Origin of the sequence: Acinetobacter sp. V102_4 (genome assembly GCF_031799005.1) — a bacterium.
In the GTDB taxonomy this organism is placed as follows: Bacteria; Pseudomonadota; Gammaproteobacteria; order Pseudomonadales; family Moraxellaceae; genus Acinetobacter; species Acinetobacter calcoaceticus.
Genome location: NZ_JAVQNR010000026.1, coordinates 1 through 578, shown reverse-complemented (window position 1 = coordinate 578; position 578 = coordinate 1). Strand labels below are relative to the sequence as shown.

Here is a 578-nt window from a genome sequence, read left to right as displayed (position 1 = left end):
GCAACCGATCCAGTCAGCGGTACAGCAGAAGCGGGTTCAACCGTAACAGTCAGCTTCCCTGATGGCACGACTGCAACCGTAGTGGCAGGCACAGATGGCAGCTGGTCAGTACCAAACCCGGGTAACCTGGTGGATGGCGATACAGTCACGGCAACAGCCACTGACCCTGCAGGCAATACCTCATTGCCAGGCACAGGTACAGTCTCTGCCGACATCACAGCTCCTGTGGTTGCGCTTGATGATGTACTCACCAACGACAGCACACCTGCGCTCACTGGTACAGTCAATGACCCAACAGCAACAATAGTTGTGAATGTTGATGGAACTGACTATCCGGCAGTGAACAATGGTGATGGTACTTGGACACTTGCAGATAATACATTGCCTGTATTAACAGATGGTCCACATACAGTCACCGTAACTGCGACAGATCCAGCTGGAAATATTGCAACTGATACAGCAACACTCACTATTGATACTGTACCGGCAGACCTGATCGGTGCGATCACGATCCCTGAAGACTTAAATGGCGACGGAATCCTGAATGCAGACGAGTTAGGTACAGATGGCAGCTTCAA

1 protein-coding gene is annotated in these 578 nt (G+C 51.2%); it reads left to right on the top strand.

Features of this window, described 5'->3' with window-relative positions:
* A partial coding sequence (locus tag RMB13_RS00640) for an Ig-like domain-containing protein (protein WP_311084121.1) occupies nucleotides 1-578 on the top strand: 578 nt, incomplete at both ends.